The organism is Phycisphaerales bacterium (genome assembly GCA_035627955.1).
In the GTDB taxonomy this organism is placed as follows: Bacteria; Planctomycetota; Phycisphaerae; order Phycisphaerales; family UBA1924; genus JAEYTB01.
In genome coordinates, this window is record DASPKU010000002.1 from 162,331 (window position 1) to 188,731 (window position 26,401).

Genomic DNA, 26,401 nt, shown 5'->3' on the forward strand with positions numbered 1-26,401 from the left:
TATGTGCCACGATCATGTCCTCATGATCGTGCTCCATGAGCCCAGGACACGATCATGCAGAGCCATGATCGTGGCACATCACTTCGGCGGCGCATCCAGCACCAGCGTCACCGGACCCTCGCTCAGCAGCAGCTTGCCGTCGATGACCATCGTCGCGTGGGGGTTCTCGTAGAGGCGCACGCGCTCTGTGTTCAGGAGCTTGCCCGTCGGGTGAGCGAACATGAACACGCGGGAGACGATGCCGGTGCCGCTGGCGGGCTCGCGCTGGTTGTTCTCCACCGCCACGAACATCGACTCGGTGGCGACGGGCGTCTGCAGCGAGCCCTGGCCATCGAGGGCGTCGGCGCCCACGAGCTCGCCCTTGTCGTTGAACACCAGCAGGCCGTTGGTGCTGGCCACCGCGAGCGTCTTGCCCATGACCGTGCCGCTGACTGGGAACACGATGCGCCCGCGGCTGTCGAGGGGGCGGCCCGCGTGCGCCCCGTCTTTGAGCGACACGTGCCACAGGTTGACGTCGCCGTCAAGCACGAACAGCGCGTCGCCCACCACCCAGCCCGCGAACGAGTTTGCGCCAGGCGCGCCGGAGGTGAACCACGCCACCTTGCCGCTCTGCGGGGTGAAGCGGAGCAGGCCGTTCGCTGTCGCGAGGACTACGTCGGCGCCCACCGCCCGCATCCAGCGTGCGTGATCCCCGAGCTGATCGGGGCCGAGGCGCGAGACCTCCTTGCCGGTGCGCTTGTCGAGGGCGATGACGCCCGCAACCGACGTGCGCCCGGACTTGCTGCCCACCGTGCCGCCGATCACGACATGGTCGCCCGCCTGCTCGATCTCGTACACGCGGCTCAGCCCCAGCGTGCTGGTCCACAGCGGGTTGCCATTAGTGAGGTCAAAGGCGCCCGCCCGACCGCGCCGCTGCACCAGCACCAGGGTGCTGCCGTCGGCGGTCACGACCAGGTCGTTGGGACGCACGGGCCCGTCGAGCGGCGTGTTGACGCGGTCGTCCGCACCGTTCGCACCGCCGTCAAAGAACGCGGCGAACTCCTTCGTGCGCCACTGAGGCTTGCCGTCGATGGTCGAGATGCTCTCGATCGCTCCGCCGCTCTGGCTGGGCCAGAAAAGCAGCGTGCTGTCGGGCGTCACCCGGACGACGATCGGGCGCATTGAGTACGGCTTGCTCCACAGCTGGCGGAGCTTGCCGTCCTCCGCGGCCACGGCCCACATCGATACGCTCTTGCCGTTCTCGTCATCCATCACCACGCAGTCACCCGACACGCCGGGCGCGTGGCGGACGATCGGCTCCAGCGGCACCCAGGTCTCGATGACCTGCACTGTGCGGGAGAGGTTCTGGCCGATCACGGGCCGGCCGCTGCGGGTGGCGAGACGCGCGCGGAGCTCCGCCGCGATCTGCGCGGGCGCGGCGGTGGTGCCGTTCCAATCGATGGCGAGGTCCTTCATGTCGCGGTCCAGCCGCAGCATGAGGCGGAACGCGGGCTCGATGTCCGCCGGGCCCGTCGAGCGTGCGAGCAGCGAGCCGGTGAGACGTCCCAGCATCTCGCCCGTGGACTGCCGGCCGATGGCGGCACCCAGCTCAGCGGCCGCGAGGCCCGAGCCGGCGGCGAGCTTGGACTGCTGCTGCATGTTGGCCGCGGCGTAGGCGGCGCTGGCGCGGTTCCACGCCTCGGGGGCGACGGCCGCGACGGGGTACGCGCGGGCGAGCTCGGCCAGCCGCTCGGGGTTGCTTGCGTCGGCCTCGGCGAGCAGGCGCGCGGCCTCCTCATCGAAGGCCGCGTAGGGCGCGGGGCCCACACGCTTCACCAGCGCGACGAGGCGATCAGTGGCCTCCGTACGCGCGTTGCTGAAAGAGGTCGCCCGCTGCTGGTTGTGCAGGCGCGAGCCGCTGTCGAGCTCGACCGCGACAAGGCCGGTGTCGGTGAGGATCCGCTGGTAGGCCTCCACGGCCGCGGCGTTGTCGCTCTGCTTCTCCGCGAGCCACGCCTTCTCCAGCAGCATGGCCACCTGCTGCTGCGGGGCCTCGGCGGTGCGCTCCAGGCGGTCCATCAGCTGCGCGAGCAGCGCGGCGTCGTTGATGGGCTGGGCCGCGCCGACGGCGACGACCTGGCCGGGGTTCGTCCACGCACCGCGGCTGGCCCGCACCATCTCCAGGAGCATGGAGTACAGGCGGGTGCGCTGGCGGGCAGACTCGCCGTCGCCGGCGCGGGCGTCGAGCACGGTGAGCGCGCGGTCGGCGAGCTCGGGCACGCGCTCGGCGCGCCCTGTGCGGGCCGCGAGCTCCACATAGGTGAGCAGCGGCTGCGGCTGGTTGGGCTGGGCGGCCACGCGCTGCGTCAGGATCGTCTCGGCCTCTTCCCACGAGAGGAAGGTGTGCAGGCGCGTCGCGTCGGCGGACACCAGGTGCGTGCCCTGCTCATCGCCCACCACCAGGAGGTTGCCCGAGCACTCGAACGCGGCGGTCATCTCCTTGCGGAGGTTGTTGGGGTCGACGAGGGCCGCGCCGGTTTCCATGGGGACCAGGGCGTAGGGCCCGGCGGCGCACACGCGCCCGACGACGGAATCGCGGGCGTTGGGCGACACGAGTTGTGCCTTGCCGCTCTCGAGGTCCGCGCCCTTGATGAACGCGATGCGGCTGCCGTTGACGGCCGCGACGTGCTCGCCGACCTTCACGAGGTACCGCGGGTCGCCAAGCGTCGAGCCCTCGCGCTGGGCCAGCAGCTTGCCGTCATTGAGCCCCACGCGCACGACCCGCCCCTTGGGGAACTCGACGGCCATGAGGGCGTCGCCGTCCACCACGGGGATGTGCATCTCCTGCGGAGGGGCGCTCTCGCGACCCCCACCGAACTGGAGCATGCTGGTAAACGAGTTCGGGGGCATTGAGCGCAGCCACACCGGGCGGCCACTGGCGGCCTCGTAGGCGAACATCACGCCGATCTCGTCGCAGCGGTAAACGACGCCGTTGTGCAGCATCGCGCCGTCGGGCCGGCCGGCGGTCCGCCCCATGAAGCCGGGGCTCTGCACCGTGCCCACCAGGCGCACCCACTTGAGGCCGCCGGTGTAGAGGTTCACGCCCACAAGGTGCAGGCGGGTGTCGCGGCGCACCACGCCCGTCGAGCGCATGGCGACCACGATCGTGTCGGCCTCGATTACCGGCGGGCCGTACACCGCGCCGCCGGCGAGCTTCTCCGAGAGCGTCGCCGGATCGATCGACCACAGCGTGCGCCCGGTGGCGCTGTCGATGGCGTGCATGCGGCGGTCGCCGCGCCGCCCGCGACCCTCGGCGATGCCCGTCACGCCCACGGCGATGCCGTTGCTGACGCACACGGTGGCCGCGTCTTCCTTCTGGGTCGCGCCGGGCTGGATGAACAGCCCGAGGTCCTCCTCAACCGCGCGGGGGCTGATGCTCGCGGGGCCGGTGTTGACCTGCCACAGCTCGCCAAGGGTCGCCGCGTCCCACGCGCTGATGCGGCGCCCGTCGTTCACGTACACCACGCCTGCCTTAAGCGTCGGGATGATCCAGGGCGAGGCGCCGACCCGGTTCAGGTACGCGGGCGCATCGGGGCTGCGCTCGACCTCGAGGCGCTCGAGGTCAAGCCCCACCGACTGCAACGGGCGCGCGGGGACGTTGTCGAACTTCGGCGCGATCTGCGTGACCAGCGGCGACACGCCCCTTGCGGCGGCCTCCGTGGGAATCTTCGCCGGCGGCAGCATCGCCTCGCCGTTGAGCCCCGCGTCCTTGCTCCAGCGGGCGGCCCACGCGCGGACATCCTCGCGCGGCAGGTACGACGCGATCATCCCCGCCAGACGCGCGGCATCGGCGCCCCGGGCCTTGTCGGCGCGGTCGGGGTGCTGCTCCAGCTGCGAGAGCATCAGGCGTGCCGACTCAAATCGGGCCGCCTCCAGCTCCACCTGCGCCAGCCGCAGCACGGCCTCAAACCCGGACGGGGTCAGCATCCGCGACTCTTCCAGCTCGGTCAGGCGGTTCTGCTCCAGCAGCTGGCGGGCGGCGGGCTCCTGCTCCAGCCGATAGCGGTTCAGCAGGTCGGGGCTGGCGATCAATAAAGAGTGGATGTGGGCGCGGACGGGCACGAACAGGTCCGGCTGGTCGAGAGACTGCACGACCTGCCCGCCCTCGGTTTCGAGGGTCTTCTGAAGGACGCGGAGGGCCTCGGGCATGTTGCCAGCCTGGCTGAGCTCGCTGACGCGGATGAGGGCGTCACGTGTGCCCACGCCTTCATCGGGGAAGACGCTGCGGCCGCGCTGGGCGAGCGCGGGAGTAGTGGCCACGCCGGCGGTGAGGACCATGAGGAGTGCAAGGGCAATGGGTCGGGCGATCGGACGCATCCATCCTCCGATTGCGGGCAGCCTCAGGGTACATCATCGACCCGGAAGGCCCGTGGAATCACTGACCGGTGAGGGTTGCCCAGCCGTTACTGCCGGAACGGCAACCTCTTAAGACACTTTCTTCCGCTTGAGCGTTCCAGTTGCACCGCCGATCACCAATGCTGATGAACGTGGACGCGCCAAGCACCAGGTTCTGGCAGCCGCTGAGCGAGGCATTTACGCCGCGCACGCGATCGCAGCGGGTGACCCTGCTGCTGTTCGCCACGGTGCTGATGGGGCTGGCCGACCTCGCGCTCACGCTGACGTTCCTCACTTCCGTCGGAATGATCGAGGCCAACCCGGTCGCCCGGGCCGTGATGCAGCTCAACCACCCCGGCTACGTGGTGCTGTGGAAGCTGGCGACGATGCTGGTGGGCATCGGGCTGCTGTTCTGGGCCCGGCGGTACCGCGGGGCCGAAGTCGGCACGTGGGTGTGCTTCGTCGCGATGGCGGCCCTGAGTTACCACTGGCTCACGTACGCCGAGGTCACGGCGACCGAACCAGATTACGCGGTGATGGCCGCTGTGGACGACCCGCGGTGGATCAGCATTACACCCTAACTCTGGGTGTGACCCGGGCTTGACGCTGCCAAGGGCAGGCGATGGCCGGCGCGGTTACACTCGCGCCCTCCATGCTCAAGACTACCGCCGCGCGTCGCCTGTTGTTCGCCCTCACCCTCCCCCTTTGCGGCAGCCTGGTCGGCTGCTCCAGCCAGCCCGCCCCCACGCTCAAGGTAGTGGGCGCGGAGGTCACCGAGCGCACCCAGGATGGGCTTGTGGTGCTGTTCACGGTGGAGGCCGAGAACGCGTCGGGTCAGGAAGTGCCCCTGCGCGACGTCGAGTACACCGTCTCACTCCATGGCAAGCCCCTGTTCAGCGGCACCCGCTCCGCCCAGGCCACCGTTCGCCGCTACGGCGTGCAGGACTTCCAGCTCCCTGCGGCCATTCCCGCCGCGCACGCCCAGCAGCTCAGCGGCATGGTGCCGTACACGATCGAGGGCACGGTGACGTACGTCGTGCCGGGGGTGCTGGCGAAGGCCATGTTTGATATGGATGTGATCCGGCCGGAGACGGGGTTTGCGGGGCGGGGAGTGGTCGAGGTCAAGTGAGGGTTTGCGGGACGATCCTCAGCAGTGACCACCTCCTAGGACACGGAAAAATGCTTCGATGTCCTGATCGGTGCCCGTGTCGCGATCACCATTGAAGTCGGCCGAGCCGCATGTCGGGCAGCAGTGACCGCCGAGGCAGGTGAAGAATGCCTCGATGTCCTGGTCGGTCCCGGCGTCGCCGTCGTTGTCGAAGTCGGCGGAACACGGGAGCACGGTGACGCTTGCCTCGAGCGGTGGGAGGGTGGCGCACGCGTTAGAAACCGTGCACTGAATGGTGAACCTCGCGAAGCCGCCGGGGGCGCGGACGCCGCGAAGGGTGAGGTTGGGGCTTGACGCGCCGGTGATCTCTCGCGCCATCGGAGCGTCGATCATGTCGGTGAGTAGCGTGCTGCCGAAGCGCCATTGATACGACAGCGGCTCGATGCTTTCGGCGCCCACACTAAGCGTCACATCAGCGCCGGCGTTGACCGTCACCGACGCGGGGCGGACGAGCAGGCGCGGCGGCGCGGGGCTGGAGGCGAGCACGATTGTGTCGCCTCGCACGACCGTTCCCTGGCCGCCGAACATGAGCATCCGCCCGCGGAGTGAGTCGTACGCCATGGGCGCCCCATAGCGGTACAGCGATGAGTGGGCCTGGCGTTGGTACCAGAACCAACCGTTCCACTCCATCACGCTGGAGTAGGTTGCTAAGGGCGATCCGCCGCCGTGCATGACGACGGCACGCCGAACCGGGTCGTATGCGAAGCCAGCGTTGGCCCGGCCGAGCGAACCACCAAGTTCAAGGCGCTGGATGAATGGTACCCAGTCATGACCATCCCACTCCCATGTCTCGTCAGGCGGCCCGTACACCGAAGCGGGTGACAGGAATAGGACGAGCCGTTGTCGCCCGGTGTCAAATGACATCCGTGCCGAAGATGCCGCGCGCGGACCATCAGCCAATCGCGACCAGCTTTCACCACTCCACAGCCATTGCTCTGCCGAGGGTTGTCCCGCCACCTGACCGCCGTAGAGCAGAACTCCTTGGCGTGCGGGATCGAAGGTCATGGCGTGCCCGGACCGCGGCGATGGCCCGACGACAGCACGGAGGGCCCACGCGTCACCGTCCCACTCCCAGGTCTCTGGCGAGAGTGACTGGGCTCCCCCTCCAAACATGACTACGCGTTGGCGGATCGGGTCATAGGCCATCACAGCGCGGGTACGCCCCGACGGCCCTGCGCCTTCGTATTGACGCCAGGTTTCTCCGTTCCACAGCCAGGTATCACCGAGAGGTGAGGTCCAGGAGTTCGTCTGATACCCGCCGAAGAGGACCATCTCGTCACGCGCAGCGTCGTATGCCATCGCGTGGTCCTGACGGTTGCTGGGTGCGACGGGACCCCGCTTCGTCCACTGCTGTCCGTCCCATTCCCAGGTGTCGTTGAAGTCGCCGTAAGACTTCGTCGGAGCCAGTGTCCCGCCCATAAGCATGATGCGATTCGTGATGGGGTTATGGACCATCCCCGCACCGGCACGGCCGGGCGGGCCCGGCACCTGCAGCCGGGACCAGCCCGTGCCGTCCCAGGCCCACGTGTCATCGGGCATCACAGTGGGGTTGGTGCCTGCCATTCCGCCGAAGAGGATCAGGCGTTGAGTCGACGGGTCGTACGCCGCGGAAGCCATCACCCGCGGCGATGGACCTTGCACCTGGCGCTGCGTCCAGGCCTCGCCATCCCACTCCCACGTATCGCTGAGGTAAATGACCACTCCAGCATAGCGGTACCCGCCGAAGAGAACGACACGCTGGCGGGCCGCGTCGTAAGCGAGCGTCGCGCCCCAGCGGTCACCGGGGCCGACGGTGGTGCGCAGCGTCCATGAAAGCCCATCCCACTCCCACGTCTGCCCGACGCCGGAGCCGCTGAAGTACACGACGCGGCCCCTTGCCACGTCGAAGGTCATCGAGGGCTCGACGTTCCACGGAGGGCTCGCGACCTGGGCAGACGTCCACGTCGCGCCGTTCCAGAGCAGGGTTCGCGAACCGGACGCGGCGCGGGCCACGCAGACAAGCTGCTGGCGTGCCGCGTCGTAAGCGTGCTTGAACTGCCCGCGCCACGGCACCGGCGTCGAGAGCGGCGCACCTGGAACCCAGTATTGCCCGTTCCACTGCCACAAGCACATCTGCTCGTTGCTGCCGGGGGCGAGCTCGAACAGACCGACCTTGTTCTGTGTGGTGTCCAGAAATATCGGCGCGGCGGTGTTACGGGGCTGCTCGGGCAGTGCCACGGTCCACTCGCCGCATTGGGCCACGCTCCGCGCGCATGTGAGCGCGATGACCAGCAGCGGCAACCAGCGGTTGAGCATGAGCGTGCTCCGTTCTGTGCGCGGCGAAGCAAAGGAATGACGGGATGCCGCGGAAGCGTCTACAGGGGAACAGACTTGCGGGTTGCGGCCATTCTCATTGTGAACGAAGACCGAACCTGTGTGCAGCTTACACCGTGATCAACGGATCCTGATCCACCTCACTGATGATCGTCGGCAGCCCGGGCGCGAGGCGCTGCATGTGCTGGGCCAGGCGGGGGAGGTAGCCGCGTTCGGTGCTGGTGTGGTTGCCCAGGATCACGGCCATGCCGGCGTTGAGGGCGCCCAGCACCTCGTGGTGCTTCATCTCGCCGGTGACGAAGACCTCACAGCCTTCGTCCCGCGCCAGGCGCGAGAGCGACGCGCCCGAGCCGGGCACCACGCCGATGCGGGTGACGGGCCGGTCCTCGGCGGGCAAGGCGTAGCGCATGCGCTCGCGCTTGAGGAAGTGCTTGAGCCGCTGGGTGAGCTCCGCGACGGTGGTGGGGCGGTCGAGCACCAGGCGGCGGCCCGCGCCGGCGTTGCGGCGGGGCTGGGGCATCAGCTCGTACACGTCGATCGCGGGCTCTTCATATGGATGGAAGCGCCGCAGTAGCTCGGTGATCAGCGGCAGGGCCGCCTTGCCCGCGACCATCTCCAGGCGCACTTCGTCCACGCGCTCGACGTGCCCGGGTTCGCCTACTGCGGGGCGGGTGCCGGGGCCGGGGAGGAAGGTGCCCGTTCCGCGGGTCTCGAAGGAGCAGAGCTGGTACGCCCCGATGTTGCCCGCGCCGCCGCTCGCCAGGGCGTTGCGGATGCGCTCGACATCCGGGGGCTGCATGAAGGTGACGATCTTGACCTGCTGCATGGCGGGCAGCTTGGCGTGGGGGGTGAGGGCGCGGACGTCGCCCTTGATGCGGCCCGGCTCGCCCCCGGAGAGGCCCTCGCAGAGCCAGTCGGTGATCCCGCCGTGCACGGCGTCAAGGGCCGTGTGCGGGGAGTACACCGCGATGCCGGCTTCGATCGCCCGCAGGATGATCCGCTGGCGGGGCGTGGCGTCGGTCACGCGGGCCAGGGGCTCAAAGATCGGCGGGTGGTAGGCGATGATCGCCTTGCTGCCCGCGCCGATCGCCTCGGCCAGCACGGGCTCGGTCAGGTCAATGGTCAGCAGGACGGGCCCCGTTAGCTCGCGCTCGCCGTCGCCCACCAGCAGGCCCACGCGGTCCCACTCCTCGGCGTACTCCAGGGGTGCGATCTGGCCCATGAGCCTGACGAGGTCGTTGACGCGCATGGCGGAGGGTAGTGCTTCGGGGTTGCCCCGGGCGGGGTGGAAGCGAAGTCAACGCGGCGGGCGTGGTCTGGCCGATAGAGCGGTGGGGCCGGAGGCTCCGTTGGTCTCGCCAGGAGGGCGCAGGTGGTCCGCTGGACATTGACAGCCTCGGGGCTTTTGCTGCTCGCGGGTGTGCTCGCGGGGTGTGAGGCCGCGCCTGCCCGCCAGTCTGACGCCGCGTTGCCCAAGACTGGTGACCAGGGCCCCAATACATCGCTGGAAGCGCTCGCCGAGGGCTCGGGGGGGACGCCGATCCTGAACGTTCCTGACCCGCACGCGCCGCCGCGGGGCGATCTGGCGCGGGAGGCGGAGTTGGCCGCGATCAACCTGGAGAAGCTGCTGGCTTCGGGCGTGCTGGACCGGGCGCGTCAGGGCGACGCGAGCAGCGGCACGCCGACAAGCGAGCCGGAGGCCTACGCCTTCGAGCCGCCGGAGGAGTTCGTGGGTCCGATCGCCGAGGTGGTGCCCCCGCCGGAGCCCGAGCCCGAGCCGTTCGACCAGACACTGGACCTAGCCCAGCGGATCGCGAAGCTGCTGCGCGAGCCCGGCGAAGGGCGGCGAAAGATCCCTGACGCCGTGGCCCTGGGGCCCATCGAGGCGCTGGAGCCGGGGATCCTCGCGGATCTGGAGGACCCGGACAACCGCATCGGCCCGAAGCTGAGCACGGAGGATCGCGAGGCGCTGATCGGCGCGCGGGACGCGATCCTGGCCAACCCCGCCGGAGCGAACGAGGCGCTGGTGAAGGCCCTGTCGAAGCTGGCCCCGCCGCCAACGTTGAAGATCGCGCGGGCCGCGTTGTGCTCGCGGGTCACCGGCTTTGGGCACTACGACCCGCTGCCCACGAGCACGTTCGTGTTTGGACGGCCGATCCGGGTGATCGTGTATGTCGAACTCGACGGCTTCACCGCCCGCCCCGCGCGCGAGGGTGATGTGGCGCTCTCCGGGGCTTCGCTCGGCGAGCTGGTCACCGTGGACCTGTCGCAGGCGCTTTCCCTCTACGCCGACCCCAGCGGCCTGCTCTCCTGGCATCGCCCGGCGCGGGCAGTGGTAGAGACCAGCCGTAACAAGCGGCGCGACTTCTACGTCATCCAGCAGATCGAGCTGCCCGCGACACTCAGCATTGGGCGGTACAACCTGAAAGTGACCGTCAAGGACCGCACCAGCGGCAGCGAGGCCGAGGCCGTGCTGCCGATCTCGGTCGTGGCGGACCGGAGTGCGCAGCGGTGACGGCGGGGCTTTGATAAGACCCATAGGACTCATACGACCTATGGGACTTATGGGAGAGATGCGAGCCCTCATCCTCTACAACCCTCACTCCGGTCGCGGGCGCGGCCAGCGCACCGCCGAGTCCGTCGCGGCCATGCTGCGCAGCACCGGGGGCACGCCCACGCTGTTGGGGACGGCCAAGGAGCCGCCCGACGCATTCCACGCCCGCCTCCGCGCGGCCCTCGCGGGCCAGAACCTGCTCATCGTCGCTGGCGGGGATGGCACGCTGCACCACACGCTCCCATCCGTGGTCGGCTCGGGCGTGCCGCTCTACCACCTGGCGATGGGCACCGAGAACCTCTTCGCCCGCCAGTTCGCGATGGACGGCTCGCCGGCGACCTTGGAACGAGCGGTCAAGGCGTGGCGGACGCTCGACATCGATGTCGCGACCCTCACCCTCGATGGCGACTCCCCGCGCCCCTTCGTCCTCATGTGCAGCATCGGCCCCGACGCCGGGGTGATCCGAAGGCTTGATGCCGCCAGGAGTGGCCCCATCAGCCACCTGTCCTACGTCCGGCCGATCGTGGCCGAGCTGCTCGCGCCCTCACTGCCCCGCCTCACGGTGGAGGTCGACGGGAGGAAGGTGATTGATGATCAGCCGGGCATGTGCGTCGTCGCCAACAGCCGCCATTACGCCATGCGGATCGACCCGGCCCTGAATGCCTCCATGACCGATGGCCTTCTTGACGTCGTGTTCTTCCCCAGCGCCGGTCGGGTTTCGCTCGCGGCGTGGATGCTCAAGTCCCGCTTCCGCAAGCACCTGGGGAAGCCGCTCACGTACGTTTCCGCTGGCAAGGTCCGCATCACCGCGCCCAATCACCGAGGCCCCGCCCCTGCCTATCAGGTGGACGGCGAGTGCGGGCGGCACACCTTCCCCAAGGGGGTCGAGCTGAACATCGACGTCGTACCAAAGGCTCTGAAGCTGCTGGCGCCCTGAACGGCCCTCGGCGGGGCACGCCCACCCCGTACCATCACCTATGACCATCTCGGTTGAGGTTTTCGACGCTACCCGCCGCCTGCCCGAGCCGGCCCTGCACTGGATCGCCCAGCACGCGGAAAAAGGCATGCGGCACCTGGGGTGCGTCGGAGAGGTCCGCGTCCGGGTGGTGGACGACGCCGAGATGGCCCAGGCTCACGAGGAGTTCGCGGGGGTCTCCGGGACGACCGACGTCCTCACCTTCGACCTCACCGACCCGGACCTGGGGCCACCCCCGGCCATGGTCCTGGAACACGCCCGTTTGGAATCTACACCCAATCCGTACGAGATTGATACGGATATCCTGGTCTGTCTGGACGAAGCTGCCCGCCAATCCGGGGGGGCAGCACCGGGTGGAAACCCTCCCCCGGGGGTGCAGAGGGAACTACTGTTGTACGTCCTGCACGGGATCCTTCACTGCCTCGGGATGGACGATCACGAGGAGCAGGCCTTTGAGGCCATGCACAGGGTGGAGGACGGCGTGCTCGCCGCGATCGGGGTCGGGCCAGTTTTTCGGCCCGGGAGCCCTGGCGGCGGTTCTGGAGCCTGACGGGTGAACGCATCAGCCTGGATTGGAATCGCAACCCTCGCCCTGCTGGCGGGCGCGGTGCTGTCCACCCTGGTGCAGTCGCTGCGGGACCTCTCCCGCACCGCCCTCGAAGAAATCGCCGCGATTCGCAACCGCCCGGCCCGCACCGCGCGGGTGAAGGCCATCCTCGAGGACCTCGAGGGTCACGCCGCGGCGATTGCCCTGCCGCGCATCATTGCCAACCTGGTCCTGGTGGTGGCGCTGGTGATGTACGTGGTGATCATCCGCACGCCCGCGGATGACCCCAACCCGGGCATCACCTGGGTGGACGCCGTGATTGGCATCGGCATCGCCTCGGTGCTGCTGTGGGTGTTCGGCGTTGCTATCCCCACGAGCATCGCCAAGCACGCGGGTGAGGGCACGGTCTACTCCTGGTCGCTGGTGCTGCGGACGACGTACCTGCTGTGCAAGCCGATCACCGCCCTGGCCCGAGGGATCGACGAGGTCATCCGCCGCCTGACCGGGCGCTCGGCCAAGAACGACATGGACGCGCTGGAAGAAGAGCTTCTGTCGGTGGTCGAGGAGGCCCAGGACGAGGGCGGCATCGACGAGGCCGAGAAGCAGATGATCGAGGGCGTGGTGCAGTTCCGCAACCGCACGGTGGCGCAGGTGATGACGCCCCGCACCGAGATCGAGGCCATGGAGCTGACCAACGATCTGGGCAAGGTCACGGCCCTGGTCCGCGAGGTGGGGCACAGCCGCATCCCGGTGTACGAGGAGAGCATCGACCGCATCGTCGGGATCTTTTACGTGAAGGACCTGATGAAGTGGCTGGCGGGCGACGCGCGCGTAGGCGGCAAGACCTTCGACCTCAAGCGCCTGCTGCGGCCCGCGTTCTTCGTGCCCGAGACCAAGACCGTCCGCGAACTGCTGCCCGAGCTGCTCAAGAAGCGCGTCCACATCGCGATGGTGGCCGACGAGTACGGCGGCACGGCCGGGCTGGTCACGATGGAGGACATCATCGAGGAGGTCTTCGGTGACATCCAGGATGAGTACGAGGCGCCCGAGGAAGAGGTGCCCGAGGTAAAGGTGGACATCGCGGCCAAGACCGCGGAGATCGACGCCCGCGCGTACATCGACGACGTGAACGACCGGATCGAGCCGCTGGGCATCGAGCTGCCCACCAGCGATGAGTACGACACCGTGGGCGGGTTCGTGACGGTGACGCTGGGGCGGATCCCCGCGGCGGGCGAGAGCTTCACGCACGAGCGGGTGATGGTGCAGGTGCTGGAGGCCCAGCCCATGCGCGTCACGCGGGTGCGCGTGCAGCGGTCAGAGCCTGTGGAAGAGGCGGTGGAAGCGCGGGGCGAGGAGCAGGACGCGCGGGCGTAGCGAGTCGCGGTGGGTGCGTCGCCGCCAATCCGGGACTTCGCCCAGAGCGGCTCAGTCCCGGCGTCGTTTCAGGCCGCCGCGGCGTTGACCTGGATGAACTTCATGCCGCACTCGTGGTGCTTGTCGCCCTGCTCGCGGCAGCGCACGACCTCGCCCTCGAGCGGGCGCTTCTGCCATCCCGCGGCCTGGACATACACGCGCACGGCCTGGCCGGGGCGCAGCGGCGTTGGTGAAATGAACCCCAGGCCCGAGCGCGAGATGCTGTGCGCTGTCACGGCAAAGCCGGGGAGCTCGCACACCGCGTCGCCCTCGGTCACCAGCGCGTGCAGCTTGGCGCGGCAGTGGAACGTGGTGCGCGGGTGGCGGCGCAGGTCGTGGCCAGTGGGCTGCGGCGCGTCCTTGGCGGCGGGAGCAACGAGCCGCGACCACGCGGCCATCACCTCCGCGTCGTACTTGGTGCCGGCCTCCTTCTCCATGATCGCCATCGCCTCGCCGACGCCCATCGTGTGTTTCTTGAAGGGGCGGAACGCCGTCATGGCGTCGAAGGAGTCGACGACGGCGCAGATGCGGCTGTAGAGGTGGATCTTCTCGGCGGTCAGCGCGTGCGGGTAGCCCGTGCCGTCCATGCGCTCGTGGTGCTCGAGCGTGACGCGGAGGATCTTCTCGTCCAGCCCGTCGAACTTCTTCAGGTATTCGTACCCCGCCTGCGGGTGGGCGCGGATGATCTGCCACTCATCGTCGGTGAGCCGGCCGGACTTGTTGAGCACTTCCTCGGGCACGCCGATTTTGCCCATGTCGTGCACGAGGCCGGCCCGGCAGATGAGGTTCAGCTCGTCCTGGTCGGTGATGCCCAGCTCCACCGCGAGGGGCACCATCCACGTCGCGACGTTGACCATGTGCGTCGCGGTGTAGAAGTCATGGTGGGAGGCGGCGAAGAGGTGCTCGAAAGCTGCGGGGTTCTTGAGGGCGAACGTCGTTACGCCGCGGGAGAGCTGCTCGAGCTTGGGCGAGTTGGCGAGCGTCTCGGGGTCGGCGAGCAGCTCGTTCATCAGCTCGATGCTGGTCTCGTAGATGATCGTCGCTGCCTCGGGCGCGGCGCCGCTCGCGGCGACCTGGTCGAGCTTCTCGGCCACCTGCTTGCGGAAGCGGGACTGGTCAGCGATGCGGAGGTAGATGAAGCGCAGCCCGTGCTCGATCAGACGCTGGCGGTGGAACTCGGTGAAGCGGATGTCGCCGGAGCAGTAGAGCCGGTAGCCCTCGATGGCGGGGCCGCTGCCGAGGTTGAGGGTCTCGGGGCGGATGCGGATGTACGTGTCCATGCCGCGCAGCGATTCCACGGGCAGGTGCTCGAGGGAGACGGGGAGAAACCCTGCGCGGCTTGACGTTCCGGCCTTGATGTCCGCGGTGTGGGTCATTGCAGAGGACTCGGGTGTGTTTTTCGACCAGCGGAGGGGCGCGCTTGAGGCGGTGATCAGGACAAAGGGCGTGCAGGGCCCGAGAACATCCGGAGTTTGATGTCCTGCTCAACAACCACGTGCCGCGGACCGACGTTCGATAGGTGAACTCGCCGCGCCCCAGGAAAAGCTCACGTGAGCAGCCGCAGCGCCCAAAGCTGGAGCGGGCGCCCAGGGTGCCGTTCGAGCACCGCGTCGCGGTCACGGTCGAGCACCCCGGGTCCACGACCGTGACCTTCGAGGTGCAGGGGCGGGACATCTCCCGCACAGGCATGCGGGTGCAGCACGGGAACTACGTGTACCCCGGCTCGCCGACCACGGTGTCTTTTCTGCGGGGCAAGGGCGTGCTGTTCGCGGTGCCCGGGCGCGTGGTGCGGTGCGAGTACGTGGGGTCTAAGCAGCACGATGTGGGCATCGCGTTTGAGAACCCGATGGGCTCGCGCGAGCTGTCGCTGCTCAACCCCTGAACCCGTCACAGACCTCAGCGGAAGCGGCGGACGCAGAGCGTGTTGTTCTGCCCGCCGAAGCCGAAGCTGTTGGAGAGGCAGACGTCGACGCCGCCGAGGGGCCGCAGGTCGCGGGCGCTGTTGGGCACGTAATCGAGGTCGCACTCGGGGTCGGGCGTGTGCAGGTTGAGCGTGGGAGGCACCCAGCCGGACTGGATGGCCATGACGCAGGTCATCAGTTCCACTGCGCCCGCCGCCTGGATGAGGTGGCCCAGCATGCTCTTGACGCTGCTGAAGGGCACCTGCTTCGCAAGGTTGCCGAAGACGCCCTTCACCGCCACGGTCTCGATTTTGTCGTTCTCCTGCGTGCCGGTGCCGTGGGCGGAGATGTAGTGCACGCGCGGGCGGCCGTTCTCGCCGGGCTCACGCGGGTCGATGCCGGCCTGGCGGCAGGCCTGGCTCATGGCGGCGATGGCGCCCTTGCCGTCGGGCTGGATGTCGGTAATGCGGAAGGCGTCGGCGGAGCTGCCGAAGCCCGCGATCTCCGCGAGCGGCGTCGCGCCGCGGGCCTTGGCGGATTCGAGCGACTCGAGCACGAGCACGCCAGCGCCCTCGCCCATGACGAAGCCGTCACGCGAGACGTCGAAGGGGCGCGAGGCGTGGGCCGGGTCGTCGCGCCGTGTCGACATCGCTGTCAGGCGGATGAAGCCGGTCATGCCCAGCGGGTGGATCATCGAGTGGCTGCCGCCAGCGAACATGAGGTCGGCGTCGCCGCGACGGATGATCTCGAAGGCCTCGCCGATGGCCTGCGTGCTGGCGGCGCAGGCGGTCATGCAGTTGAAGGAGGGCCCCATGCAGCCGAACTGCCGGGCCATGTGCGACAGCACCTGATGAGGCTCCTGCTCCAGCTCGTTGATGGGGTCCAGACGCGAGAGCGCCGCCTTCTCCCACTCGCCGTCGTTCACCGCGCGTTTGGTGGCGTCCCAGCCGGCGATGTTGACGTAGGCGAAGGTGTCAAAGTCCATCGGCCCTTCGCCAGCGCCCATGTAGATGCCCATGCGCGAGGGCTCGAAGGCGCCCTTCGTGAGGCCCGCCTGCTGCCAGGCCATGCTCGCGGCGGCGAGGGCGAACTGCGAGTTGAGCCCTGCCTTGGCCAGGCGCGGGGTCGTGGGGACGTAGCGCGACAGGTCGAAGTTCTTCACCTCGGCGGCGAAGTTTGTGGCGAAGCTGGATGCGTCGTAGCGGGTGATGGGGCCGATGCCGCAATCGGCGCGGAGGAGCCGCTGCCATACCTCTTCCAGCCCCGAGCCCAGGGGGGTGACCCAGCCCATGCCCGTGATGACGACCCGCCGCTGGCTCATGGTGCTCCCGAGATCAAGAACAGAAAACCGCACCGGCCCCGGGCCTCAGAGCGGGGGGACGGTGCGGGCACAGTTTAGTCACAGTGCGGCGGGGACTTACTGGTTCTCGAAGTCGTGGATCTGGCCGCTGGGACCCGCATCGGAGTCCACTTCGCCGTCGTGCTGACTCGTGACCCCCCGATCGAGGTTGATCTTCTCGATGTTGAGCACGCGGACCAGGCCGTCGGTCAGGCGCTTGTCAGCGAAGTTGATAATGAGCCCGAGGTCGAGGTTCGCGGCCTTGAGCTGCGCGCGGAGGCGCAGGCGGTCGGGCGTGTCGACCTCGCGCGGCTCGGCCATCACGGTTACCAGGAACAGGCCATCGACGAACAGCCCGCAGGTGACCTCGCCGACCTTCTGTCCACGGTAGGTGACGGGGAAGGTTTGACGGGGCTTGTAGTGAAGGCCGATGTTGTCGAGCTCGAGGCGCAGGGCCTCAAGGTAGATGTCGGCGGGGTAGCCGGGGCCAAGGGCCTTGTGCACCTCGATGGAGCAGCCGATGACCTTGCGAGAGGCCTCGGTGATCTTGGGGTCAAGGTCGGAGAGGGGGATGCCGCGGCGTTCGCCGCCGTTGCCGCCCCCGTTCGAGCCGCGGTCGTTGTAGTTGCGGTCGTTCTGGCCCCCATAGCCTCGACCACCACGACCGCCGCTCCGCCCCCCCCGGTTACGCCCGTCATCTCTGTAGTCGTTCGGCACGCAAAAACTCCGCTGAAAAGAACCTCTTTGTGTAGAGGTGTTGGTTGGATCAGTTAGCAGACTTGAGCACCAGGGCCGCGTTCTGGCCGCCCTGTGCGCTGGAACAAACGAGAATAGCCCGCAGGCGGGCCGCGCGGGCCGCCTTGGAACCGACGAAGTTATCAGATAAGACACCGCCGGTCTCAAATCGGGCGGGCAGACGCTGCTCCTTCACACAAAGAGCCCCCACGGCCGCGAGAATCGAGCCGTTCCCGGCGGCGCAGTCGCCCAGGGCCGGGGTGAGGGTGACGAGTTCGACGGTGTTGAGGTGCTCGCCAAATACCTGACGCAACGCGCCGGCTTCTCCGGCGTCAACGCTCGCAATTCCACAGCCTTGGGGGATTATGGCATCAATATCCTCGGCTTTGAGTTGTGCATCCCTGAGCGCGTTGCGGATGGCATGAGCCAGCCCTTCGTTCACGCCCTGCGGCTCGTCCGAAGGGATCGAGTGGGCGGCGCCGAATCCGGCGACCTCGGCGTAGACCTTGGCCCCGCGCTTCGTCGCGGCGGTGGCCTCCTCGAGCACGAGCAGGCCGCCGGCCTCGCCCGGGATGGTGCCGGCGCCCTCCGCCTCATAGGGGCGGACCGTGGGGGAGCCATCGGTGGGGCGGAGGCGGTTCCAGAGCGTCATCTTGGCCATGCCCATCAGGTTGAGCTTGGACTCGGCCCCGCCGGAAAAGCAGAGGTCCGCGGCGCCGCGCTCGATGACGCGGCAGGACTCGCCGATGGAGAGAAGGCCGCTGGCCTCGGCGCAGGTGATGGTGTTGCTCGGGCCCTCAGTGCCGTGGATGATGGTGACGTGGCACGCGAGCATGTTGGGCAGGTACTTGAGCATCCAGAGGGGCTGGAGGTTGTCCATGCCGCCGCCGCCCTCGGGCGGGATGGTGCCCCAGCGCTTGAGGGTGAGGCCGTTGGTTTTGTCGAGCTGCTCGGGGGTGGCGGCGGGGTCGCGGGCTGTGACCATGGCCGCGGAGATTTCCTGCGTCTCGGAGCAGATCAGGCCGGCCCCGATGTGGCAGCCGACGCGCTCGGGCGGGTAGGTGAGTTGGCGCGAGGGGTCGGACTCGAGGGTGGCCTTGGTGACCAGGCCGGCGTCGTCGACCGCGAGCTTGGCGGCGCCGACGGCGAGCTCGGTGTCCCGGACCATGACCTTGACCGCCTTGCGGTAGCTCTTGGGCACGTAGTCCTTGGCGGAAAAATCTTTGACCTCCGCGGCGAGCTTGCAGGGAAAACCGGACGGGTCAAAGCGGGTGATGGGGCCGATGCCGGAGCGGCCGGCGCAAAGACCCTCCCACAAAGCGGATACGCCAACGCCCAGGCCCGTGACGGCGCCGATACCGGTGATGAAGACTCTTTTGTGCATGGAAGGCAAGTCTAACGGACCCCTGCTGCCGGTCTATGAAGCCGCCGGTATAGGTGTAGTAGCGCGAATCCCCCCCGAGTTCCGACAAGGAGCCAGACCATGGATGCACGCCCGAACCGAGCGTACCCCCACAAGTGGATGTACCGACTAGCAGTTGCGGCGGTGGCAGTTTTTTTGATCCTGACGCCAAAAACCTCGCTGGGACAGGATCGGGAGGACGTGGAGCGGGAGGCGGGGCCGCCGACGCTGCCGGCCACGGCCGCGGGGAATCAGCTGATGTGGGTGCTGAAGGTCGTCAATGGGCAGGAGATTGGCGACCTCAAAGACCACTTTTCCGATCGGTTCATCCAGACGCGGGGGGACGACACCAAGGTGCTGCTGGAGGGGCTGCGGCAGGAGGTGTTCGAGGGCGGCAAGGTCATCGTCAACAAGGTGCTCGACGGCGAGCGGGAGAACGACATCTCAGCGGAGGTCACGAGCAAGGAGTCCTGGCGGTACCTGCACGTGTTCCTGATGGTGGATGAGAAGGACGGCAAGATCCGGGGGCTGCGGTTCGCGCCGGCGGGGGGCGTGGGGCGCAACGTGGGGAACTGGAAGCAGTTCGACAACGCGATGAACCGCGTGCCCGAGGGGGTGTCGTTCGGGGCGTACGAGCTGGTGCCGGTGAACCCCAACGTCGAGGGCAGCCCGCTGACCATGCGGGTGCTGGCGGAGAACGGGGCGGACCGGCGGCTGAATGTGGGGGCGACGGGGTACCTGTATGTCGTGGGGGCCGCAGCGGAGGAGGTCGCGGGCAAGCGGATGGGCTGGGACGACAAGGTGGCCCTCAAGCCCGAGTGGAATAGCCTGCCGCCGGGGGAGATGCGCGCGATGGAGGGGGAGCATGCGCTGCGCGAGTTCGTGCTGCGGGTGATGGACGACAGCGACAACACGGCTGCGGACCACCTGCTGCACCATGTCGGGCGTGACAAGGTCGAGGCGTACCTGGCCAAGATGCATCTGGCGGCGGAACGGAATCAGCCATTCCTGAGCAGTCGGGAGGTTTTTGCGCTCAAGACCGGGAAGGACAAGGAGATGCTGGCGAAGTTCGGCGTGGCGGGGGTGGAGGAGCGGCGGGGGATGCTGGCGAAGGTGGCCGCGCTGCCGCTGACGGAGGACGCGGCGGAGGAGTGGACGGACCCAACGGAGATCGAGCGGGTCGGGTGGTTCGCGAGCGCGACGGAGTGCTGCCGCGTGATGATGGACCTGCACCGGCTGACGCAGAAGGAAGGCATGGAGCCGCTATCGGAGGCGCTGGAGTCAAACCGGGGGGTGAAGCTGAGCCAGGAGTTATGGCCACGGGCCTGGTACAAGGGCGGGGACGAGCCGGGCGTGCTGAACATGACGTGGCTGTTGGAGCGGGACGACGGGCGGCTGTTCGTGATGTCGATCGGGTGGAACAACCCCAAAGGCGAGGTGAAGGAGGCGCGCCTGCTGGACCTGGCGCTGGCGGCGATCCGGCTGCTGGGCGAGGAGGGGCGGAAGAGAGAGCCGGCTCCTGCGCCGCGGCCCAAGGTTGATCCGAACGCGGCGAACTGACGGGATTTGATCATCGGTGCGCGGGGCTGCCGATACAGGGGGCGTGATCCGCACCCCCCAGTCGCAGCGCGCGCCGTACCTGGTTGATCCGGGGTGGTTGTTCCTGCTGGCGGGGCTGGCGCTGCTGGCGGCGACGGTGCTGATCCCGGCAGCGGATGATCTGGCGGCGACCAAGTTCCAGCGCGAGCGGGCGCTGGCGATCGAGAAGCACCGGCTGGAGCGGCTGGCGCGGTACGAGGAGTACCTCGCGGCCCTGGACAACAAGGACCCGTCGCTGGTGCTGTCGCTGGCGGCGAGCCAGTTGAATGAGATCCCTGAGGACCGGGCCCCGATCCCGGGGCAGCGGGGGGCGCTGGGGGCGATGGCGGACGCGTCGGTGTTCCCGAGCCTGGAGCCGCCGGCTTTGAAACTGCCGGAGCGGGTGCAGGACGACTCGATCCTGGAACGGTGGACCAACGGCGAGCGGTCGCGCTTGTGGCTGATCGTGGCGGGGGCCGCGTGCGTGTTGGTGGGGCTGCTGCCGGCGAGCGGGGGGTGGGGGCACCCGGCGCGGAAGCACCCTTATCTGGAGTAGTTGGGGGAGACACGATCATGAGGACATGATCGTGGCACTACGCTTCGGAGTGGCCCAGACGTTCCCGAGGTCCCGCCGGCTGACGCACGACAACGAGTACGCGGCGGTGTACGGCGCGCGGGTGAAGCGGACGCTGGGGCCGCTGACGATGTTCACTTTGCCCAACGCGTTGCCGCACCCGCGGTTAGGGCTGTCGATCCGCAAGTTCGGGCTGGCGACGACGCGGAATCGGCTGAAGCGGCACCTGCGGGAGGCGTTTCGGCTGGCGCAGGGGGAGCTGCCGCGGCATGAGGGCGGTAGCTATGACCTGGTGGTGACGGCGCGGGACCATGAGGAGCTGCCGCTGGAGGAGTACCGGCGGCTGCTGGTGGATCTGGGGGGGAGTTTGGATCGCGAGTGGCGGCGGAGGCGGGGGTGATGGGCTGTCCCGGGTGTCAGAAGGAAGCGTCGCCCCCGGGAGTCGATCTGCCCGGGCGTGCGAGCGTGTGGTCGATCCCGTTTGAGCTGCTGATCCGGCTGTACCAGATCACGCTCTCGCGGTTCCTTGGCGGGCAGTGCCGGTACTGGCCGACGTGCTCGCACTATGGGCTGAAAGCTTACCGGTCGCACGGTGTGGTGCGCGGGACGTGGCTGACGGCGCGGCGGGTGCTGCGCTGCCACCCTTTCGCCAAGGGGGGTTACGACCCGGTGCCTCCTGTAAGTGGCGATTGAGGGGATTTCCGCCGACAAAGCGCAGCAGGCGTGATAAGGTTTGCTCTTGCTAACGCACTCACGTTCAGCTGTGGTGTGAACGGGTGCGGCATGGGGCGACCATGAGCCGACTGCCTGCGGAGAAACGACGGGAGCAGCTACTGGACTGCGCGGCGGACCTGTTCGCCAAGAGCGGGTACGCGCGGGCGACGACGGCGGAGCTGGCCAAGGCGGCCGGCGTGACCGAGCCGATCATCTACCGGCACTTCAACAGCAAGCGGGACCTGTTCATCGCGCTGATCGAGCGGACGGCGAAGGCGACGCTGGACCACTGGGAGCAGCGGCTGGCCGACGCGAGCGACCCGGCGGAACGTCTGCGGAGGCTGATCGGCGACAACCCGATGGTGAGCAGCGAGGGCGCGGCGCCGTACCGCGTGCTGCTGCAGGCGATCACCGAGGTGAACGACCCGGAGATCAACAAGGCGGTGTCGGACCACTTCAAGAACCTGCACGCGTTCCTGGCGCGGGAGCTCAAGCGGGCGCAGGACGAGCGGAAGGTGATGAGGGTGTTCTCGGCGGACCTGATCGCGTGGACCCTGATCCACGTGGGGCTGGGCTACGGCGTGCTGGTGGCGATGGGCGTGCCGGGCGCGGGCGAGGACGCCGAGGGGCATCACGTGCAGGGCATGCTGGAGCGGTTGATTGTGGGGCGGCACGAGGATTGAGCGCGTGCCATAGGACTCATAGGACTCATACGAACGCGGCTGTTGCCTAGTGCACCGCCTCGGTGACGCGGAGGACTTCGCTCACGGTGGTGAGGCCCTTGGCGACCTTGCGCATGCCGTCGGCTCTCAGGGTGACCATGCCGCGTTCGATGCAGAGGCGGCGGAACTCGGCGACGTTGGGGTTGCGGGCGATGATGTCGCGGAGCTGGTCGTCGACGGTGAGGAGCTCGTAAATGCCCACGCGCCCGGAGTAGCCGCAGTTGCGGCAGCGGTCGCAGCCCTTGGGGGACCAGACCTCGTCGGCGTCGAAGCTGTGCATCGCGAGGAAGTCGGCCATCTCTTCGGTGGGCTTGGTCAGGTGCTTGCAGTGGGTGCAGAGGCGGCGGATCAGGCGCTGGGCGAGCACGGCATTGACGGCGGCGCCGACAAGGAAGGGCTCCAGGCCGATGTTGACCAGGCGCGTGATGGAGCTGGGGGCGTCGTTGGTGTGGAGGGTGGAGAGGACGAGGTGGCCGGTGAGGGCGGCCTGCACGGCGATGTGGGCGGTCTCGTGGTCGCGGATTTCGCCCAGCATGATGACGTCGGGGTCCTGGCGGAGGAGGGAGCGCAGGGCCGTGGCGAAGGTCATGCCGATTTTTTCGTGCATCTGCGTCTGGGTGATGCCGTCGAGGTGGTACTCGATGGGGTCCTCGACGGTGCAGACGTTCATGGAGTTCTTGTCGAGCTGGCGGAGGGAGGCGTAGAGGGTGGTGGTCTTGCCCGAGCCGGTGGGGCCGGTGACGAGGACGATGCCGTGGGGGGCGTCGACCTGCTTTTTCCAGATGGTGTAGGTGTTCTCGTCGAAGCCCAGGTTCTCGAGCTCGACGTTGATGGAGCGGGTGTCGAGGATTCGCATGACCACCTTCTCGCCGTAGCCGGTGGGGAGGGTGGACATGCGGAGGTCGAGCTTGCGGTTGGCGACGGTGCAGCGGATGCGGCCATCCTGGGGGAGGCGGCGCTCGGCGATATCGAGGTTGGCCATGATCTTGAGGCGGGAGACGATGGCCGGGCCCATGGAGACGGGCGGGTTCATCATCTCGAAGAGCTCGCCGTCGATGCGGAATCGGACCTTGAGCTTCTTCTCGGCGGGCTCGATGTGGATATCGCTGGCGCCCTCCTTGACGGCGGTCTGGATGATGTAGTTGGCGAAGCGGATGACCGGGCTCTCGCCGGCGATCTTCTCGAGGTCCACCTCGTCCTGCGACTTCTTCTCGACCTGGACGTCGTTCTCGCTGACCTCGGAGAGGATCTGGTTGACGTCGTCGGTGGGCTCGTCGTTCTTGCCGCCGCCGAGGATCTCGAAGGCGCCCTTGAGGTCGAAGGCGGGGACGAGGACGATCTTGACGCCGGTGGTGCCCAGGGCCTTGCGGACCTCGTCGAGCAGGAAGACGTTGTCGGCCTGCGTGGTGCCGATGATGACGCGGCTGCCCTCCGTGCGGAGGGGGATGAGCATGTGGTGCTTGCAGAACTCGAGGGTGAGGCGCTGCACCAGCGAGCCGTCGAAGCCGCCCTCGAGGCCCTTGATGAGGTCGATGCGCTCAAAGGGGATCCCCGCGGCCTCGGCGACGCAGGACTGCACGCCGGCTTCGTCGGCGCCCTGCTCGATGAGCACGTCGGGCAGCTTGCGGTTGGGCGAGGCCTTGACGACGCTGAGCGCGGTGGTGAGCTTCTCGGCGTTGACCACCTGGCGGGAGAGGAGCAGCTCGGCGAGGGTGGGGTTGGCGCCGGCCTCGATGGCGGCGTCGGGGGTGTAGATCTCGCTGATAGCGGGGCCCACGGCGGGGCCGCTGGAGCCCTTCACCTGCTTCACCGCGGGGTCGTCGGCGGTGGAGGGCGCGTCCTGGCCGAAGGCGCGCTGGTTGGCGGGCATGGAGGGCAGGGGAGAGAACGAGGCCTCGGCCTCATCGACGCGGTGCTTGCGGTCGGCGGACTCCTTCTGGAGTTCCTTGGAGCTCTGGGCCTCCTTGCGGGCCTTGGGGTCGCTAACGCCCAGCTCGCTGAGGATGTCGTCGATGTTGTACTTGGCCACGGTCTCTCCCTGCGAGTCTCGATGACGGGCGGCGAATCAACGGGTCACGGGGCCGGTGCCCATGCGGGTGGGGGACTTCTTCTGGGTGTTGGGCTTGGGCTCCTCGAGTGAGAGGGTGAAGGTCTCGCCGTAGGCCTCGAAGGTGACAGTGCGGCCGCTGACGCCGGTGACGGTGAAGATGTCGATCTGGTCGCCGGTGCGGACGGTGAGGTCGTCGATGCGGGCGACGTTGCCGATGATGCCGCGGAGCTTCATGCGCTTGAGAGCGTCCACGGCCTCGGCGCGCCGGCGGTCGGCGTCGGAGAGGCCGGGCTCGATGGGGCCGGCGTCGGGGGTGACGAGGGCCTGGGGGCGCTCGCGCATGAAGGGGCTCTTGCCGAACTCGGTGAGGGTGACATCCAGGGGGTTCTGGACGCGGGCGAGGTCGGCCATTATGCGCTCATAGGAGCGGGCCTTGGCGGAGTCGTCCTCCTTGAAGTCAACGGGGACCTCGGTGAACTTGAAGCCCGAGCGCATGCCGTAGGAGCGCATGCCCCAGAGGGCGCCGATGCTGACGCTGAGGATGAGCAGCAGGACGGGAACCTGCGAGGGCATCTTGGGCTTGCGGGCGCCGGGGGCGGTGATCATGGGCGCGTCGTTGAGGTTGGAGATGTCGTTGCCGCTCACTTGGAACCTCCCTGGGCCAGCTGGGCCTCGTCCTGGAAGTAGATGCTGAGGGTGAACTCGGCCTTGAGCTCGACGCCGTCCTTGGGATTGCCCGAGATCTTCAGGTCGTGCACGCGGGTGATGCGGGGGAGCTTCTCAACGCTCGCGAGGAAGGTGAAGAAGCCGAGGAAGTCGCCGCTGACCTCGATCTCGATGGGCTGCTCCATGTAGAGCGCGGTCTGGATGGGGCGGAGCGTCTTCATTGCCGGGGCCTGCAGGTTGTACGTCTCGGCGAGGTCGGAGACCTTGCGGACGACGTCGTCGACCTCCTTGCTGGAGGGCAGGCGGGCCTCGATGACCTTGATGCTGTTCTGGATCTCGGCGTTGCTGCGCTCGAGGTCGGCGTTGCGGGCGGTCTCTTCCTGGAGCTTTACCAGGAGCTGCTCCTTGTGCTCGACCTCCAGCTTCTGGGTCTGGATTTCGTTGTTGAGGGGCTTGAAGACGAAGAAGTAGCTGGCGATGGGCATGCCGACCACGGCGGCGATGAGCAGGGCGCGGAGGTGGGTGTTCAAGGGTTGTTCTCCTGCTTGGGAGTGGCGTCGGTGATGGTGGGGCCGGCCTTGGCGTCGGGCGTGGTGCTGCCCTTCTGCAGCTGCGCGCTTCGGGCGGCCTTGAGGCTGGTCAGGCTGTCGGCGAGGACCTGCGAGTTGATGTCGGTCCTGATGCTTGCGGAGATCTCGAACTTGCGGAACTCCTTGTCCTTCTCCCTGGCCTCGCGGATGAAGGTGAGCTCGACCTTGTCGAGGATGGGGCTGTCCTTGAGGCTCTTGAGGAAGTCGGCGACATCGGAGTTGTTGTCGGCGCTGCCGCTGATGGTCATGGCGTAGGTGAACGTGGGGGCGGTGACCTTGGGCTTCTCGGGGGTGGGGTCGGGGGCGCCGGCGACCTTGTCGGTGAGGCTCTTGACGATGGGCTTCTTGGCGGGCGCGGCCGCGGCGGGTGCGGCGACGACGGGGTCCTTGCGGGTGCTCTTGATCACCAGCGAGTCGAGCGTGGAGGACATGGGCTTGCGGAGGGTGACCTCGCCGAGCACGGCCCAGCGGGGCACGCGGTCGATAAGGGCGGAGGTGATCTCGGCCTTCTCCATCATCTGGGCGCGCTGGCTTTCGAGGGCCTTGAGCTGCTCGATCTTCTTGCCCTCGGCGTCGAACTGCTCGTTGACGAGCATCTGGCGGGCGCGGATGTCCTTGCCCTGCTGGTTGGTGACCAGGAAGGCGCCGACCACGCCGGCCATGACCAGCATGAAAAGCGAGAGGATGAGGATGTTGACGCGGGACTCGGTCTTGCGCGCGATGTAGTCCTCGGGGAGGAAGCTGCTGTTCGCGGGCGCGACTGGGCGGAAGGGGTTGCTCATGGA

23 protein-coding genes are annotated in these 26,401 nt (G+C 68.1%); 12 read left to right on the top strand and 11 right to left on the bottom strand.

Annotated elements, in window-relative coordinates:
- Window positions 1-78 precede the first annotated feature (78 nt).
- Window positions 79-4,356, bottom strand: coding sequence for a PQQ-binding-like beta-propeller repeat protein (locus VD997_02880; GenBank protein HYE60917.1), 4,278 nt, complete (start codon window positions 4,354-4,356; stop codon window positions 79-81).
- Window positions 4,357-4,526: 170 nt separating this feature from the next.
- Here VD997_02880 and VD997_02885 point away from each other — a divergent pair, with 170 nt between their 5' ends.
- Both VD997_02885 and VD997_02890 read left to right on the top strand, forming a co-directional pair.
- The gene (locus VD997_02885) at window positions 4,527-4,955 is read left to right on the top strand and encodes a DUF5658 family protein (protein HYE60918.1); all 429 of its coding nucleotides are present in this window, start codon (window positions 4,527-4,529) and stop codon (window positions 4,953-4,955) included.
- Between the two features lie 71 nt (window positions 4,956-5,026).
- Window positions 5,027-5,503, top strand: coding sequence for an LEA type 2 family protein (locus tag VD997_02890; GenBank protein ID HYE60919.1), 477 nt, complete (start codon window positions 5,027-5,029; stop codon window positions 5,501-5,503).
- A gap of 18 nt (window positions 5,504-5,521) precedes the next feature.
- Here the strand turns inward: VD997_02890 and VD997_02895 are convergent, their stop codons facing one another.
- Both VD997_02895 and VD997_02900 read right to left on the bottom strand, forming a co-directional pair.
- Window positions 5,522-7,837 carry an immunoglobulin domain-containing protein gene (locus VD997_02895; protein HYE60920.1) on the bottom strand — a complete coding sequence of 772 codons (2,316 nt, stop codon included), beginning with the start codon at window positions 7,835-7,837 and terminating at the stop codon, window positions 5,522-5,524.
- A gap of 127 nt (window positions 7,838-7,964) precedes the next feature.
- Window positions 7,965-9,104 carry a Nif3-like dinuclear metal center hexameric protein gene (locus VD997_02900; protein HYE60921.1) on the bottom strand — a complete coding sequence of 380 codons (1,140 nt, stop codon included), beginning with the start codon at window positions 9,102-9,104 and terminating at the stop codon, window positions 7,965-7,967.
- A gap of 123 nt (window positions 9,105-9,227) precedes the next feature.
- On the opposite strand from VD997_02900, the gene VD997_02905 reads away from it, so the two are divergent.
- Genes VD997_02905 through VD997_02920 form a run of 4 tightly spaced genes read left to right on the top strand, consistent with a single transcriptional unit; the run spans window position 9,228 to window position 13,306 of the window.
- On the top strand, window positions 9,228-10,370 hold the full coding sequence (locus VD997_02905) for a hypothetical protein (GenBank protein ID HYE60922.1): 1,143 nt from the start codon (window positions 9,228-9,230) through the stop codon (window positions 10,368-10,370).
- A 58-nt stretch (window positions 10,371-10,428) separates the two neighbouring features.
- Window positions 10,429-11,346, top strand: a complete 918-nt coding sequence (locus VD997_02910) for a diacylglycerol kinase family protein (protein HYE60923.1) — start codon at window positions 10,429-10,431, stop codon at window positions 11,344-11,346.
- A 40-nt stretch (window positions 11,347-11,386) separates the two neighbouring features.
- Window positions 11,387-11,935, top strand: a complete 549-nt coding sequence (gene ybeY, locus VD997_02915) for an rRNA maturation RNase YbeY (GenBank protein ID HYE60924.1) — start codon at window positions 11,387-11,389, stop codon at window positions 11,933-11,935.
- Window positions 11,936-11,938: 3 nt separating this feature from the next.
- The gene (locus tag VD997_02920) at window positions 11,939-13,306 is read left to right on the top strand and encodes a hemolysin family protein (protein HYE60925.1); all 1,368 of its coding nucleotides are present in this window, start codon (window positions 11,939-11,941) and stop codon (window positions 13,304-13,306) included.
- A 68-nt stretch (window positions 13,307-13,374) separates the two neighbouring features.
- Here the strand turns inward: VD997_02920 and VD997_02925 are convergent, their stop codons facing one another.
- On the bottom strand, window positions 13,375-14,721 hold the full coding sequence (locus VD997_02925; GenBank protein HYE60926.1) for an HD domain-containing phosphohydrolase: 1,347 nt from the start codon (window positions 14,719-14,721) through the stop codon (window positions 13,375-13,377).
- Window positions 14,722-14,936: 215 nt separating this feature from the next.
- Here VD997_02925 and VD997_02930 point away from each other — a divergent pair, with 215 nt between their 5' ends.
- Window positions 14,937-15,227 carry a PilZ domain-containing protein gene (locus VD997_02930; GenBank protein ID HYE60927.1) on the top strand — a complete coding sequence of 97 codons (291 nt, stop codon included), beginning with the start codon at window positions 14,937-14,939 and terminating at the stop codon, window positions 15,225-15,227.
- A gap of 14 nt (window positions 15,228-15,241) precedes the next feature.
- Here VD997_02930 and VD997_02935 read toward each other — a convergent pair whose 3' ends face one another.
- The 3 genes from VD997_02935 to VD997_02945 form a co-directional block, all read right to left on the bottom strand.
- A complete protein-coding gene (locus VD997_02935) occupies window positions 15,242-16,567 on the bottom strand; it encodes a beta-ketoacyl-[acyl-carrier-protein] synthase family protein (protein HYE60928.1) in 1,326 nt (441 codons plus the stop codon).
- A gap of 96 nt (window positions 16,568-16,663) precedes the next feature.
- Window positions 16,664-17,302 (bottom strand): GxxExxY protein, encoded by a 639-nt coding sequence (locus tag VD997_02940; protein ID HYE60929.1) that lies wholly within the window; start codon window positions 17,300-17,302, stop codon window positions 16,664-16,666.
- A gap of 49 nt (window positions 17,303-17,351) precedes the next feature.
- Window positions 17,352-18,704, bottom strand: a complete 1,353-nt coding sequence (locus VD997_02945) for a beta-ketoacyl synthase N-terminal-like domain-containing protein (GenBank protein HYE60930.1) — start codon at window positions 18,702-18,704, stop codon at window positions 17,352-17,354.
- Between the two features lie 99 nt (window positions 18,705-18,803).
- Between VD997_02945 and VD997_02950 the strand changes: the two genes are divergently transcribed.
- The 5 genes from VD997_02950 (at window position 18,804) to VD997_02970 (ending at window position 22,271) form a co-directional block, all read left to right on the top strand.
- Window positions 18,804-20,282, top strand: coding sequence for a serine hydrolase (locus VD997_02950; GenBank protein ID HYE60931.1), 1,479 nt, complete (start codon window positions 18,804-18,806; stop codon window positions 20,280-20,282).
- Between the two features lie 43 nt (window positions 20,283-20,325).
- On the top strand, window positions 20,326-20,856 hold the full coding sequence (locus tag VD997_02955) for a hypothetical protein (protein ID HYE60932.1): 531 nt from the start codon (window positions 20,326-20,328) through the stop codon (window positions 20,854-20,856).
- Window positions 20,857-20,881: 25 nt separating this feature from the next.
- Window positions 20,882-21,274, top strand: a complete 393-nt coding sequence (gene rnpA, locus VD997_02960) for a ribonuclease P protein component (protein HYE60933.1) — start codon at window positions 20,882-20,884, stop codon at window positions 21,272-21,274.
- The gene (gene yidD, locus VD997_02965; protein ID HYE60934.1) at window positions 21,274-21,567 is read left to right on the top strand and encodes a membrane protein insertion efficiency factor YidD; all 294 of its coding nucleotides are present in this window, start codon (window positions 21,274-21,276) and stop codon (window positions 21,565-21,567) included. Before rnpA ends, yidD begins: the two co-directional genes overlap by 1 nt.
- A gap of 101 nt (window positions 21,568-21,668) precedes the next feature.
- A complete protein-coding gene (locus VD997_02970) occupies window positions 21,669-22,271 on the top strand; it encodes a TetR/AcrR family transcriptional regulator (GenBank protein HYE60935.1) in 603 nt (200 codons plus the stop codon).
- Window positions 22,272-22,317: 46 nt separating this feature from the next.
- Here VD997_02970 and VD997_02975 read toward each other — a convergent pair whose 3' ends face one another.
- From VD997_02975 to VD997_02990, 4 genes are read right to left on the bottom strand one after another with little or no spacing between them, the layout of a single operon-like run.
- On the bottom strand, window positions 22,318-24,339 hold the full coding sequence (locus VD997_02975) for an ATPase, T2SS/T4P/T4SS family (GenBank protein HYE60936.1): 2,022 nt from the start codon (window positions 24,337-24,339) through the stop codon (window positions 22,318-22,320).
- A gap of 36 nt (window positions 24,340-24,375) precedes the next feature.
- Window positions 24,376-25,005, bottom strand: a complete 630-nt coding sequence (locus VD997_02980; GenBank protein ID HYE60937.1) for a hypothetical protein — start codon at window positions 25,003-25,005, stop codon at window positions 24,376-24,378.
- Window positions 25,002-25,556, bottom strand: coding sequence for a type 4a pilus biogenesis protein PilO (pilO, locus tag VD997_02985; protein ID HYE60938.1), 555 nt, complete (start codon window positions 25,554-25,556; stop codon window positions 25,002-25,004). Before pilO ends, VD997_02980 begins: the two co-directional genes overlap by 4 nt.
- A complete protein-coding gene (locus VD997_02990; GenBank protein HYE60939.1) occupies window positions 25,553-26,398 on the bottom strand; it encodes a PilN domain-containing protein in 846 nt (281 codons plus the stop codon). Before VD997_02990 ends, pilO begins: the two co-directional genes overlap by 4 nt.
- Between the last annotated feature and the right edge of the window lie 3 nt (window positions 26,399-26,401).

What these genes read in the sequence shown, in the direction of transcription:
- rnpA (HYE60933.1), top strand. Translation starts at nt 20,882, where the DNA reads ATGATCGTGGCACTACGCTTCGGAGTGGCCCAGACGTTCCCGAGGTCC.
- VD997_02910 (HYE60923.1), top strand. Translation starts at nt 10,429, where the DNA reads ATGCGAGCCCTCATCCTCTACAACCCTCACTCCGGTCGCGGGCGCGGC.
- VD997_02935 (HYE60928.1), bottom strand. Translation starts at nt 16,567, where the DNA reads ATGAGCCAGCGGCGGGTCGTCATCACGGGCATGGGCTGGGTCACCCCC.
- VD997_02925 (HYE60926.1), bottom strand. Translation starts at nt 14,721, where the DNA reads ATGACCCACACCGCGGACATCAAGGCCGGAACGTCAAGCCGCGCAGGG.
- yidD (HYE60934.1), top strand. Translation starts at nt 21,274, where the DNA reads ATGGGCTGTCCCGGGTGTCAGAAGGAAGCGTCGCCCCCGGGAGTCGAT.
- VD997_02950 (HYE60931.1), top strand. Translation starts at nt 18,804, where the DNA reads ATGGATGCACGCCCGAACCGAGCGTACCCCCACAAGTGGATGTACCGA.
- VD997_02890 (HYE60919.1), top strand. Translation starts at nt 5,027, where the DNA reads ATGCTCAAGACTACCGCCGCGCGTCGCCTGTTGTTCGCCCTCACCCTC.
- VD997_02880 (HYE60917.1), bottom strand. Translation starts at nt 4,356, where the DNA reads ATGCGTCCGATCGCCCGACCCATTGCCCTTGCACTCCTCATGGTCCTC.
- VD997_02895 (HYE60920.1), bottom strand. Translation starts at nt 7,837, where the DNA reads ATGCTCAACCGCTGGTTGCCGCTGCTGGTCATCGCGCTCACATGCGCG.
- ybeY (HYE60924.1), top strand. Translation starts at nt 11,387, where the DNA reads ATGACCATCTCGGTTGAGGTTTTCGACGCTACCCGCCGCCTGCCCGAG.
- VD997_02990 (HYE60939.1), bottom strand. Translation starts at nt 26,398, where the DNA reads ATGAGCAACCCCTTCCGCCCAGTCGCGCCCGCGAACAGCAGCTTCCTC.
- VD997_02900 (HYE60921.1), bottom strand. Translation starts at nt 9,104, where the DNA reads ATGCGCGTCAACGACCTCGTCAGGCTCATGGGCCAGATCGCACCCCTG.
- VD997_02945 (HYE60930.1), bottom strand. Translation starts at nt 18,704, where the DNA reads ATGCACAAAAGAGTCTTCATCACCGGTATCGGCGCCGTCACGGGCCTG.
- VD997_02970 (HYE60935.1), top strand. Translation starts at nt 21,669, where the DNA reads ATGAGCCGACTGCCTGCGGAGAAACGACGGGAGCAGCTACTGGACTGC.